Here is a 12,319-nt window from a genome sequence, read left to right on the forward strand (position 1 = left end):
TTCGAATATACTACGCTTATTAAACAAACTAACTAACCTGCACCGTTAGTTGCATCATAAAGAAAGAGCTGCCTTAAAGACAGCTCCGATCTTCAGGTAAAGCACCTGTTAGTTCAAGTAGGCACTAGTGCAACTTTATTTATTTATCTACTCCTGCATCTATTTTCCAGCTATTTTGCAACTTCCGGATATAAATGATCTGACCAATGTGATATGCGTTATGAGTTGACACATTTCCGAGTACTGCCCACCATTTCACGTGTCCAGGATAACCATTAACTTCTCTCTCAACTTTTTCTTCAGATAATAACTCTTGCCAACGTAAAAGCACCTCTAATAGTTGTTTTTTTAAGTCAGCAAAAGTATGATTTTCAGGAATAATAAAGCTGTTATTATTATTTCCTATTGAAGGCACAGCATCAACGTGAGATTTTTGGTACCTTGTTTGCCATGTTTGATTCCAATATAGTAGATGCTGCACAATTTCAGCAATACTATTACTTTCTTCGTTTGGCTTCCAAAATGCATGTTCCTCAGACAATCTTTCTACTGAATCTGAAAATGGTAGGTACCAACTTGGGTCATTAGCATTTGCCAACAATTGATCCGATAAAACATCTTTTGCATGAACCATAACAAACACTCCTAATTTTTATATACTGTTTTTTCTAAATCTTTAAACAATGTCATCTTAATTATATTCTACATAGTATATTGATTGTCCTGTTCTTATTAAGCTAACCTGCCCCTTTAGTTCAATAAGAAAAAGCTGCCTTAAAGACAGCTCAGATCTTTCAGCTAACGCACCCGTTAGTTGCATAGCAAGTACTATAATATTTTCGCATTAACCCATATTTCCTCTAAAGACTTTCCATCCAATGTTGCCTGTTGTAGTAGCTCTTCCGTTGTACTAAACGATTGTAAATCGAATTCATAATCTGAGAGATGCCATTGGTTAGAATGTTCATTAATGTGATAAATGTGGTCTTGAAAAGAAAAACTGACTCTATTATCAAAACCCAAATCCCTTTTCAAATCTTCATATGAATAGTTAAGTTTTTCGATAATCATCTCAGCGTACATTCGTACATCAATATCGGTATCATTTTTGAAAACCTCAATAAATTCTTGGATTGTTTCATTATCTAATCGATAAGTTAAAAAATTCCATACAGTGTTAGCGATATCACTTCTTAAGTATTTATCAGGATGTTTACTCAATTTCATAAATTGTTTACTTAACCAATCTACATCAGACTCAAATTGCGACAGATATGTAATTACACTACTTATTTCCTCTACATTATCTTGTTGTATAAGGGTTTCAAATTCCTCTTTGCTATATCCCTCCATCTGAAGTTCAATCTCATCAAACGGTTCGGATTCTTCCGTATATAGACCTTCTAAAAATTCATCAAAATGGTTAGCTATTTTTATAATCTTTTCTTCTTCATTATCTATATAAACAATCGGAGGTTCAGAAGAAACATGGCGATAGTCAAAAGCAATCCAAGTATGGCCATCACCATTAAACAAAACCAACCCTTCAGGCATTTCCCATTCTTCTATAAAATATTCGCTTTTTAATATACCGTCTTCTAGACTTATGCCTAAAATATGGTCAACGTTAATATGGTCATCAGCCCACGATGTTGGAACGTCAGTAGGATACGAGTTAAATTTTATATATCCCCCGTTTTGATCTTTGAGGATATTTATGTACGATTGTGGTAATTTTATTTTCAGTTTTTCTTCTGCTTTTTTAACCATCTCATCAGTTAATGGTGCTAACTTGTAATAATCACTGTCTTCTTGCCAAATAACATTGCCCATTGAAATCACTTCCTAAAAATATAATATTTGTTGAGACATTAATTATACATTGTTAGTTATTGATTCATATCTCTTTATTGAACTAACCTGCCCCTTTAGTTGCATAAGAAAGAGGTCGCCTCAGCAACCTCCCTTATTGTAGTAAAGCACTCGTAAGTAGAAGAACAATTGAGCTACACTTATTGGAATAGATGATGAAGCAACCGATCTTTATCTTCAAAAAACTGTTTCATTAATAAATAGTGATTGGACTCCTCTAAAGTTACTTCACTCAATCCACCCTCTTTTATTTCAATAATTTTAGCATCTGGATAGGCCATAATTATCGGAGAATGGGTGGAAATGATAAACTGGGACCCTTGATTAACAAGTTCATTTATTCTGGCTAACATCGATATTTGTCTCAGTGGTGACAAAGCTGCTTCAGGCTCATCTAGGATGTACAGACCATTGCCTTGAAATCGTTCTATAAAAGCTGAAAAAAAAGATTCACCATGAGATTGTTGGTGAAGTGATTTTCCTCCAAAGGAATCTATAATTTTTCGACCACTCGATGGCTCCTTGTCTAATTCCTCTATATTTGTAGCTAAATTATAAAAGGTTTCCGCCCTAAAGAAAAAACTATCCTTCGGCTTATAAACCCCCTTTTTTAAACGGAGATATTGTTCTAAATTTGAGTGTGAATCATAACTGGAAAAGTTAAAATTTAAAGTTCCACCTTCTGGGTTAAATCCAAATGCAATAGCAATCCCTTCAAGCAAGGTTGACTTCCCCATTCCATTTTCACCTATAATATAAGTAACATTGGGATGAAAAGTTAATTCTTGCAAGTGCTTAATTACAGGTAGATTAAGTGGGAAATTTTCATATGAGGAAATTTGATCTCTTTTAAGGTAGGTACCCCTGATAAACTGTGAATCATGATATAGCTTCATTATTAATCACCTCGTGTCAAATACAATTCTTTGCTATAAACAAATAAACTTCTAGGAACCTTTACGACAAATAAAGCGAGCTTCATATGTATCTTAATAATAAAGTATAGCAGATCTATTTACACTATACTCCCTTAATATAAAGTGTAATCTCCCGTTTTCTCAGAATTTTATAGAGGTTTAATTTAGCTAGTTGGATTTGAGTCAATATTTTGGACACTAAAAAGTTAAATCTTAAGCTGTATTCCTAATTCGATCTTCAATGGCTTGTGGGGTTTGATAGCCTAGGCTGCTGTGAATTCTTTTTCGGTTATACCAACCTTCAATAAATTGGAACATCGCTAATTTAGCTGTTTGATAGTCTAGATATTGTACGTGGTTGACTTCTTCCTTTTTTAATAGGGCATGAAAGGATTCAATACAGGCATTATCGTACGGGCAACCTTTCTGACTAAAGGATTGCTTAATATGATGGTTTTGGATATGTTGAGTAAACTCACTGCTTGTATATTGTGAGCCAAGATCTGTATGAAGAACTAAGCCCTCCGAGGGCTTTTGTGAAATGTGTGCGTTATTGAAAGCTTTTATGACCAGTTCTGTCGTCATTGAACGAGAAAATGAATACCCTACTATTTTCTTAGAATGAAGGTCCAATACCGAAGCTAAATAACACCATCCGTCTTTTAACGTGTGGATATACGTAATATCTGCTACCCATTTCTCATTAATGGTCTGAGTAGTGAAGTCTCGTTTTAGCAAATTATCCAATTGAATAACCTTTTCTTTAGATGGATAGGGACGGTATTTTTTCTTAGTAATAGAACGAATTCTTGCCTTGCTCATTAAACGTTGAACACGCTTTAGACTTAGGGAAAACCCTTTGGTTAATAAGCTTTCATGAATCTTTGGAGCCCCATATCGTCCCTTGCTTTCCAGGTAAATCAGATGAATTTCCTTCGTGAGTTCTTGGTTTTCCTGTTCGCGATTTGATACGACTATTTGAAGGGACTGATAATGGCTGCTTCTTGGGATTTCTAGTATTTCACACATCTTCTGTACGGGATATTGTTTCTTGTGTTCCTCAATAAATTCGGTAAGATCTGTCTCGGTTACTTTTTCGCGAATATGGCCATAGCCTTTTTTAAGATTTCAACTTCTTGCTTTAACCGAAGGTTTTCCTTCTGTATGGCGGCTAATTCCTTTGGAGTCATGGACTCTTCCTCTAAACCGATAGGAGTAAATTCTTTAACCCATTTATAAATGGTAACTTCTGATACGCCATATTCGCCGCTTAATTCTTTGACCGAATTACCCGAGTGATAAAGATCTACAATAGTCTTCTTGAATTCATTATTATATTTTTTACCTGTATTTTTACGTTCCAAGACGGACACATCCTCTCAAAAATCATTGTAAGGACTTAACTAAAATGTGTCCATGAAACTATACTAACTCCAAGTTATCTTCTATTCTTTAGAGTTATTCTGCTTCCTAAGACATGTGCTTCACCATTCCCAGAAACAGATTCTAAATTAGGTTCTTTGAGTTAATTAGTTGTCACCTAGTCATATTTTACATAAATTTATATAGACATGTTTCTCTGTTTAAGAAGTTTCCTAATAGAATCGGCAATTTTTTGTACACCAATACTGATAGAATCATCTTCAATTTGAGAAACACTAAGTCGAATAACATTTTCTTTTTTACATTCTGGCATGTACATTTTTCCAACATCGTCCACATACACACTTTCCATCATTAAGTGTTCAATGAGATGTTTAGCTTTTAGAGGATAAGGTAATTCAATGGTTGAATAAAAACCCGATAATGAACCGGAAAAAGAAGCAGAAGAAGGCAGATGATCTCTATAGGCTGTTTGTAATAGCCTCCCTTTGTTTCTATACATCTCCCTCATTTTTTTTATATGTGCATGAAACATTCCATTTTTGAAGTAAATTTCTAGTGCACCCTGTGTAAGAACCGGGGTATGTAAATCTGCAGCAAATTTGGCCTGCAAAAATACTTCTTTCATCGAGTCAGGTATGACTGTCAGGCCCAGCCTCAAACCAGGAAGTAATATCTTAGAAAAGCTTTTTGTATAGATAACCCTTCCTGAGGTATCATAGGCAAACATCGGGTCCTGCTTCAAATTGAAATCAAGATCTCCCATATAATCATCTTCAACGATATAGACATCATATTGTTGTGCCAATTCCACAATCTTCTTTTTTTCAGCATTCGAATAACTGTAACCAGTTGGGTTATGAAACCTTGAAGTTATGTAAAAGAACTTGATGCTATTCTGTTTAAATATTTGTTCCAAATCATGCAAATCTATCCCCGTTTTCGTTACCTCTATTCCATAAACAACAGCATTCTGATGTTTTAGAGATTCAATGAATCCAGTGTGTGTTGGCTGTTCAATGCAAATATTATTCTTTCCGTTGGGAAATGGAAGTGAGACAAAAAGATGAAGGGCTTGTTGAGATCCAGTTACAACAAATATTCTTTCGGGTACGGTAAAAACCTGGAGGTCCTGTAAATGCTTCGCTAGCTCTAAACGAAGCGAACGCAATCCTTGAATCTCTGAATAGGAAAACATTTCTTCTTTATATAAATCAATCGCCTGGTTGATGCAATGTTTAAAGTCAAGATATGGCATTGAATGTTTATCGGGACCTGCAGACAAAAAATCTATTTTCTTATTCTCTATGTGATCCTTTTGGCGAAAAGAGTAGTCCTCGACAACATAATAACCGCTCTTGGGAACAGAATAGATTAAATGTCTATTCTCCATTTCCTGGTACGCCTTGATCACACTGTTTTTACTGCAAGAGAGCTCGTCCGATAAAGTCCTGATAGAAGGCAGCTTGCTCCCTGTCCCCAATAAACCTTGAGCTACCCGATGATTAATGACCTCGATAATCTCCTCGTATATCCTCACTATTTTCCCCTTCCCTTCTAATCTGTATGGGCACAGCATAAGAAAAACATCGTTTAGTTTCTCAACGGAAATAAGTATACTTTAGCTATCAAATCTTGTTAACTATTTTTGATTGCAGTAATGAAGGCCTGCATTGCTGCTGATCCATCAATCCATGACTTTAAGGAGAGTGTGAAATGAAAATCCTAAAGGTATTTCTAATGCTTATTGTACTCCTATTTAGTGGTTCAATGAGCAGCATTCAAGTAAGTGCAAACAACCAGAAGGTGAAAGTACTGCAAGTTGGGGAATCGTTCGATGGGGTACAAGGGACAACCGTAATACAAAACATTAAATCTGATACGGTATATATCTATAACAAAAAGAGAAGTAAAGTGCGCTTTACTCCAGAATCGACTTTTAAAGTGCTAAATGCATTAATCGGCTTACAGACAAAAGCCGTACATGATGAATATGAAGTGAAGCGCTGGGATGGTGTACTTAGGGAATTTGAGGATTGGAACAGGGATCATACACTGGCTTCAGGCATGAGACATTCAGTGATCTGGTATTATCAAGAAATGGCCCGAGATATTGGTGCAGAGGATATGCAGAAATACGTGAACCGAATCAATTATGGTAACAGGGATATATCCGGTGGGATTGATCATTTCTGGCTTGATAGCAGCATAAAAATATCTGCCCAAGAACAAGCTCATTTTATGGAGAACCTCGTAGAAGAAAAACTGCCCTTTGATAAACAGCATATGAGAACAGTAAAGAGAATCATGATTAATGAAGAAGCAGACTCATATGTTCTCCACGGAAAAACAGGTACACGCCTTTCCGATCTGGGATTAGGCTGGTATGTAGGTTACATCGAAACAGACAAAGGGAAATGGGTCTTTGCAACGAACATTAACGGAAGCGGAAGCAAAGCAAAGACGATTACAGTAGATGTTCTGAAAGAGTTGAAAATTATTAACGAATAAACCTTCACGTATGCTCCTAATCAGATTTTACAATATGAGGAAAAATTAAAAGGAACCGATTGATTCAGGTTCCTTTTCATTTCCTTTATGTTCTGCCTTCTCTTAGACTGATATTCCAACCAAAATTTAAGCAAAGTTTGCTCGTCATACATGCGGTTTTTTGAAGGATTTCGACCCGTGATTCTTATCCTTTAGTCATTAAAAAAACAAAAACTCCTTTCCACAATAGAAAAAGAGTTCAAAAAGAATTTTTAATCTATTACAACATAAATCTCACAAGTAGATTCCTGAGAAGTTGTTTATTTTTGGGTGAAGTTAATAATTTCTAACCGGTTGGTAATTTCATTTTATCTTTGATTGTTGAAAAATATTTTCTTACAGTCCCAATTGTGTTACTTTGCTGATTAGAGGGTTCAATTGTGGTTTGAGCATCGGCCAACAGTCCTAACACTCCCATTTCCTGTTCATTATTGTTGGAAGCATGATCTATAAGTTCTGGGGAGTAAATTCGCTTTCCATCCATTATACTGCGAATCGAACAGGCTAACTCGTCGCTTGGGCTGTCCTTCAATAAATATCCTCTTACATTAGCTTTTAACGCACGTTGAAAATAACCATTTTTCCTGAAAGTTGTTAAAATAATTACTTTGTAATCAAATGACTTTAAAGCTTCTGCTGCCTCAAGTCCACTCTTTTCAGGCATCTCTATATCCATGATACAAACATCCGGCTGTAATTGGTGCACAAGTGTAAGTGCCTCTTCTCCATTACGCGCTTGCCCGACAACTTCAATATCTTCTTCAAAATTAAGTAGGGAACTCATTGCCTCTAACAGCATTTCCTGATCCTCTGCAATTACAATTCGAATCATTTAAGTTCTCTCCTTACCGGGCAGTTTTATATTAATCAAAGACTCCCCCTATAATCAAGGGGAGTCTGTCCATAAATGGTGCAGTTATATCTCAGATTTCACTTTAGCAGAAACACTTTTTTCCGCTACATATCTTAAATCTTTGAAGCCAATAAAATTCTTATTTTCCTCATCCCACAGACGGAAACGGATTGACCGCAAGCTTGTTGCAAGAGTAATCGTTGGTACGTTCTTTAAAGGAAGGGTATTATTATGTGCCTCTTCTAGTTTATAGTTAGGTACCCTTGGACTTAAATGGTGCACATGATGGTATCCGATATTACCAGTAAGGAATTGCATCAGTTTTGGAAGCTTATAAAAAGAACTTCCTTCCACTGCTGCTTTTACATATTCCCATTCCTTATCTTCTTCAAAATAAGAATCCTCAAACGTGTGCTGAACGTAAAACAGCCAAATGCCTACTGAACCTGATATTAAGAATATGGAACCTTGTACTAAAAGAACCGACTGCCAACCAACTGCCAAGCAAAGTAATCCTACTAAAACAACGATTAGTACATTCGTCAAATAGGTATTCATTTTTTCTTTCTTTCGAGCACCTTTTCGGTTAAATCTATTTTTAAGAAGGAAAACATAAATTGGACCTATTCCGAACATTACCAATGGATTGCGATAAAAACGATAGGCTAAACGTAGTTTAAGTGGTGCTGCCAAATATTCATCCACCGTAAGTGTCCAAATATCTCCCGTACCTCGCTTATCTAAATTACCACTTGTAGCGTGATGAACAGAATGCTCATGCCCCCACTGATCAAACGGGAATAACGTTAAAACACCCATAGCTGTCCCCACTATTCTATTGATACGGCGGCTTTTAAAAAATGAATGATGGGTACAATCATGAAAAATAATGAAAATTCGTGTCAGGAAGCCAGCAGCTATCACGGCTGGAACTAATGCTAGCCAATAAGAAACGGAAAGGCTTATATATGTTAAGTACCATAAGATAATAAATGGCCCCAACGTATTGATAATCTGCCATATACTTTCCTTTGTCGTTGATTGTTCAAAAGGAGCAACTTGTTTTCTCAAGTTTTTAGTATTTTGTAAGGTCATTATTCAAATGCACTTCCTTTTGTTTTTGTTGTTAATTCATATTATAAAGGAAAGAAAATGACATTGTTAGTACCTGGTGTCATGACTAGGATATGACAAATGTCATGTACAAGTTAAATTTATACTACACTTGCCTATGAAATTTTCCTATAAATCTGAACAACGGACATAATATCAGAAACATCCTAGTTTCCTTAGCCTTCAATTCTAAGAGTAGTCAATGCCTTTGTATGGGGTCTTGGTAGAATGCTGCCCCCAAAATAGCTTCTAAATCTAAAAAAAGTTAGCCTTCACTAAAGACTAACTCAAAAGTTCAAATTAAGAATAAAAAAATCAAGAACTATGCCTTTAACCTTTAGGGCATAATAGGCATAGTTCTTCCAATAAAAATTCAATATATATTAAAGTTATTCTCGATCGAAAAGAGAAGCACCCGCTATACCAGGCTTTGTCATCTCATAAGGGTTTAGAATTAAATCTAATTCTTCTTCTGTTAACACATCATACTGTAAGCAAAGTTCGCGAACTGATTTACCTTTTAAAATCGCTTCACGTGCAATACGTGAAACCACTTCGTAACCAAGGTGCGGGTTGACTGCTGTAATCACTCCAACACTTTGTTCGACATAATCTTTTAAATGTTGCTCATTCGCTTCAATACCTTCTAAACAATAATCTGTAAAGACATTGAATGCATTATTCATAATGCTAATTGATTGCAATAAATTGAATACAAGTACAGGCTCCATTACGTTTAATTCTAATTGTCCTGCTTCTGATGCTAAGCAAATCGTATTATCATTCCCAATTACTTGGAAAGCAACTTGATTAATTAATTCTGGCATTACTGGATTTACTTTTCCTGGCATTATTGATGAACCTGGTTGACGTGCCGGAAGCGAGATTTCACCTAACCCAGCTCTTGGTCCTGATGCCATCAAACGTAAATCATTAGCAATTTTAGACATATTCATCATACATACTTTCAATGCAGCTGACACTTCAGTATAGGCATCCGTATTTTGTGTTGCATCTACTAAATGTTCTGCACCTACAAGTGGCAATTCACTAATTTCAGCTAAATAAGTAACAACATTTTCGATATAACGTGGATCTGCATTTAATCCAGTTCCAACAGCTGTTGCTCCCATATTCACTTCATATAAATGCTGACGTGATTGACTAATTCTTTTTATATCTCGCTCTAGCACGCGACTATATGCTTCAAATTCTTGGCCGAGACGAATTGGCACTGCATCTTGAAGATGTGTACGGCCCATTTTGATAACATGATCAAATTGTTTTGCTTTTGCCTTTAAAACTGACGCCATCTTTGTCATTGTTTTTATTAACTGCTCTAATAGTCGTAGTGTTGATAAATGAATAGCAGTTGGAAATACGTCATTGGTTGACTGCGACATGTTAACGTGGCTGTTTGGACTAACTTTTGAATAGTCACCTTTTTCGTGCCCCATTAATTCTAACGCTCTGTTCGCAACGATTTCATTGATATTCATATTCATCGATGTACCCGCGCCACCTTGAATTGGGTCAACGATGAAATATTCATGCCATTTTCCATCGATCACTTCATCTGAAGCTTTAACGATAACGCTTCCAATTCCTTCATACAAACGTTTTGTGTCCATATTTGCTAAAGCGGCTGCTTTTTTTATCATGGCTAGTGCACGAATCATTTCTTCATTGACTTTGTAACCGGTAATCGGAAAATTTTCTACAGCGCGCATAGTTTGTATTCCATAATAAACATCTGCTGGTATTTCCTTTTCACCTAGAAAGTCTTTCTCAATTCGGCATGTTCTCTCGTCTATCATCATTTCCCCTGCTCCCCCATGTTTCAAAATGTAATATCTTCTGCAATTGGTGTTTCCATCATTTCCTTCACCTTTTGTGGATCCTGTGTCTTGCCTAATACCCACATCAATTTAGGAACGATGGCTTCTGTATTCATATTTCTGGAACGAATGATTACATTCTGATTTACTTTTCGCCCCACTTCATATATATCCATATCCTCCCCTTCCTCTAAACATTGAGTAGTAATGACAACAGATATTCCAAGCTCGGCCAATTCATTCAATTTCTCCAAAATGTTTCTTCCGTGAAATGGAATACCGCCGCTCCCATAACTTTCTATTACAATCCCCTGATATTCGTTTTTCAGAAAATCAAAGAATTCTGGCTTAATTCCAGGATGTAACTTTACCAAAGCAACATCTGTACAAAGGGAAGTATCTAATTTAACTTCCTTATTCTTTGATAAATGAACAGACTTATTATACTCTATTTTATCTTTATATATAGTAGCAACATAAGGGTAATTAATACTTTCAAACGAGTCATAGCTTTTCGTTCTCAATTTAATGGCCCTTGTTCCCTGAATGACTCTACCATCAAAAACTACATATACTCCTCCGATTTCTTCACAAGCAAACCGAATTGCGTCCGAGATATTTCTTTTGGCATCTGTTTTTTTAAAGGCAATTGGGATTTGAGACCCTGTAACCACAATTGGTTTCTCTACATCTTGTAACATATATGAGAGCGCAGCTGAAGTGTAGGCCATTGTATCTGTCCCATGGGTGATAACAAAGCCATCGTAATCATGGTAGTGTTCATGGATGGATTTTGCCATTTCAGACCAATATTCCGGCTGCATATTTGTACTATCAATATTCATCAAAGGCTTACTATCAATCTGACAGAGTAAATCTAAACCCGGTAGATGACCTAAAATTTCATCAGCTTTCATCTCTGGAACCAGTCCATTTTTCCCTTCTAACGAAGCTATTGTACCACCAGTAGTGAGAAGCATCAACCTCTTCATAATTATACCTCCTCTATAACTTACCTATATCGGTATTTACAATTACTATAAGTATAACGACAGAAATAAATGCATTTTTCATTAAAATTCGCGTTCCGCGAACGCTATTTGTATTATAATTTTATAAAAGAGGGAAATCAAGCAAAATATTATTCGCTTCGCGTACACTTTATATTATTATAATGGTATAAGAATAAGAAAAAGAAGGAGTACTGGAAAATGATATTAAACAGAATTATCTCATTAAGAAAGAGAAAAAAATGGTCATTGCAATACACCGCTGATCGACTCGGGATTGCCAAGAGTACATATGCAGGTTACGAGTCCGGATATCGTCGTCCATCATTAGAATCTATTAAGTCAATGGCTGATTTATTTGAGACTTCGATTGACTACATTCTAGGTAGAGTTGAACATTCAACTTTTCTGCCTAAAGAGATTTCCACAGAGTCCGTTCAATTCATGGAATTAACGGATCCCTTAAATTTGGAGCTGGCTGTCGATGGAATATCTCTTTCTGAAGAGGAAATGATACAATTTATTGCTTTTATTAGAGCTAAGCGAGAATTGGAAGGAAACTGCTATAAACAATATGTGACAAGAGATTCATTGGGCTAAAGCCAGATAATTTGATTCTGGATCAACCACGAATTTTTTCAATAAAGTAAAACTATAACCAAAATACAGAATATTCCAGTTTTTAACCAAAAAAATTCAGCTTTAAGTATAATCCAAATAATATTTTATTAACTGAAATTCATTTTGTTTTTGCTATCTGTTTCTTTTCTCCCCAGAACCCAA

General features: G+C 35.8%; 9 protein-coding genes and 2 pseudogenes. 2 read left to right on the forward strand and 9 right to left on the reverse strand.

Translation table 11 applies throughout. The features are described from left to right. Positions 1-139: 139 nt before the first annotated feature. The 5 genes and pseudogenes from NST21_RS23265 to NST21_RS23285 all read right to left on the reverse strand — a co-directional run bounded on the left by NST21_RS23265 (position 140) and on the right by NST21_RS23285 (position 5,751). The gene (locus tag NST21_RS23265; protein ID WP_057219580.1) at positions 140-634 is read right to left on the reverse strand and encodes a DinB family protein; all 495 of its coding nucleotides are present in this window, start codon (positions 632-634) and stop codon (positions 140-142) included. Positions 635-1,389: 755 nt separating this feature from the next. Next, a pseudogene (locus NST21_RS23270) lies at positions 1,390-1,833 on the reverse strand (SMI1/KNR4 family protein); the annotation flags it as partial. A 179-nt stretch (positions 1,834-2,012) separates the two neighbouring features. Continuing rightward, positions 2,013-2,768 (reverse strand): AAA family ATPase, encoded by a 756-nt coding sequence (locus tag NST21_RS23275; protein WP_053347677.1) that lies wholly within the window; start codon positions 2,766-2,768, stop codon positions 2,013-2,015. A 234-nt stretch (positions 2,769-3,002) separates the two neighbouring features. After that, a protein-coding gene (locus NST21_RS23280; protein ID WP_445670477.1) for an IS3 family transposase occupies positions 3,003-4,153 on the reverse strand; the annotation gives its coding sequence in 2 pieces (ribosomal slippage) (positions 3,003-3,904 and positions 3,904-4,153; 1,152 coding nt in all). Positions 4,154-4,350: 197 nt separating this feature from the next. Next, a complete protein-coding gene (locus tag NST21_RS23285) occupies positions 4,351-5,751 on the reverse strand; it encodes an aminotransferase-like domain-containing protein (RefSeq protein WP_445670569.1) in 1,401 nt (466 codons plus the stop codon). Positions 5,752-5,888: 137 nt separating this feature from the next. On the opposite strand from NST21_RS23285, the gene blaOXA reads away from it, so the two are divergent. Then, on the forward strand, positions 5,889-6,683 hold the full coding sequence (gene blaOXA, locus NST21_RS23290; RefSeq protein WP_340891552.1) for a class D beta-lactamase: 795 nt from the start codon (positions 5,889-5,891) through the stop codon (positions 6,681-6,683). 299 nt (positions 6,684-6,982) lie between these two features. Here the strand turns inward: blaOXA and NST21_RS23295 are convergent. The 4 genes and pseudogenes from NST21_RS23295 to NST21_RS23310 all read right to left on the reverse strand — a co-directional run bounded on the left by NST21_RS23295 (position 6,983) and on the right by NST21_RS23310 (position 11,518). Further along, positions 6,983-7,554 (reverse strand): annotated as a pseudogene (locus tag NST21_RS23295) (response regulator). A gap of 84 nt (positions 7,555-7,638) precedes the next feature. Next, complete coding sequence (locus NST21_RS23300; RefSeq protein WP_116820994.1) at positions 7,639-8,670, reverse strand: fatty acid desaturase; 1,032 nt, start codon at positions 8,668-8,670, stop codon at positions 7,639-7,641. A 407-nt stretch (positions 8,671-9,077) separates the two neighbouring features. Further along, complete coding sequence (aspA, locus tag NST21_RS23305) at positions 9,078-10,508, reverse strand: aspartate ammonia-lyase (RefSeq protein ID WP_340891555.1); 1,431 nt, start codon at positions 10,506-10,508, stop codon at positions 9,078-9,080. 20 nt (positions 10,509-10,528) lie between these two features. Then, positions 10,529-11,518 carry an asparaginase gene (locus tag NST21_RS23310; RefSeq protein ID WP_340454966.1) on the reverse strand — a complete coding sequence of 330 codons (990 nt, stop codon included), beginning with the start codon at positions 11,516-11,518 and terminating at the stop codon, positions 10,529-10,531. 219 nt (positions 11,519-11,737) lie between these two features. Between NST21_RS23310 and NST21_RS23315 the strand changes: the two genes are divergently transcribed. Beyond that, the gene (locus NST21_RS23315) at positions 11,738-12,136 is read left to right on the forward strand and encodes a helix-turn-helix domain-containing protein (RefSeq protein ID WP_190270856.1); all 399 of its coding nucleotides are present in this window, start codon (positions 11,738-11,740) and stop codon (positions 12,134-12,136) included. Positions 12,137-12,319: the final 183 nt, after the last annotated feature.

Source organism: Peribacillus sp. FSL K6-1552 (genome assembly GCF_038005205.1).
Lineage (GTDB): Bacteria > Bacillota > Bacilli > Bacillales > DSM-1321 > Peribacillus > Peribacillus butanolivorans.